Origin of the sequence: Burkholderia sp. BCC1993, assembly GCF_905339865.1 — a bacterium.
Lineage (GTDB): Bacteria > Pseudomonadota > Gammaproteobacteria > Burkholderiales > Burkholderiaceae > Burkholderia.
Map to the genome: position 1 here is coordinate 1 of NZ_CAJPGZ010000057.1, position 807 is coordinate 807.

An 807-nucleotide genomic window follows, 5' to 3' on the forward strand; every position below is an offset into this window, starting at 1 on the left:
CGTGGCCTCGTGCCGCTCGGCGGTCAGCCATTGCCGCCGAGAGCAGCTTAACGTAATCGTGGAATTCCTCGAAGAAATGCGCCGCGTCGAATGGCAGCATAACGTTCCGGATCTGACCACTGAGGCCGCAATAATGCTTCGAAAGAAGTTCAGACGATAAAGGTCATCGCCCGAAAGACGCCGTAGTGGATCACGACGCTTCCCTTCCATACCTATGCCGGTTGGCCATCGCCCGAATTTTCCATATTTCGAGATGCCCAGTTAGGTAGACTCAAATGGCGTCACCGCAAAAAGCGCGGGCCGCATGGGCTGCCACCCATACGACCCGCTGACCACCACCAACTCAGCGTAGGAGTCGGAAATGGCTAACGCCAATCATAAGTCACGCCCCGTCGTAACGGAACGCTTCGTCAAGATTCAAGAGTCAGCACGTCATCACTCCTTGTCTAGAGTCCTCCGTGCCATCAGAGCACACCGGAAACTGAACACGACGTATTACCCGTGGATCAAATTGGCGGGCGTATGGCTTGAGGACGCGGGATTCGAGGCAGGAGAACGCGTCCGGATCACTGTCGAGCACCAGCGACTCATCATCACGCCGATGTGATCGGCGCATTGCCCATGGTGGGCGTCGCAAGTCACCATCCGTCTAGGTAGCTCGGTGCCCGATACTCCGCACCGTTAGTAACTGTGACAAGCGCCGATGGCTCTGCAATTGCAGCGGGCCGGTAATTCAGGTCCGCTGCCGTGTAGTCTTTCAGCACGAGCTGCAACCCATGCCAGGCACGCCGCGCATTTTCATCGCCG

Annotated in this window: 1 protein-coding gene; it reads left to right on the forward strand. The window is 57.4% G+C overall.

The genetic code is table 11. From position 1 onward, the window contains the following. Nucleotides 1-361: 361 nt before the first annotated feature. A complete protein-coding gene (locus U4Y91_RS36545) occupies nucleotides 362-607 on the forward strand; it encodes a SymE family type I addiction module toxin (protein ID WP_081071593.1) in 246 nt (81 codons plus the stop codon). Nucleotides 608-807: the final 200 nt, after the last annotated feature.

Bases quoted from the DNA above. Each gene is read 5' to 3' on its own strand.
- U4Y91_RS36545 (WP_081071593.1), top strand. From the start codon at position 362: ATGGCTAACGCCAATCATAAGTCACGCCCCGTCGTAACGGAACGCTTC.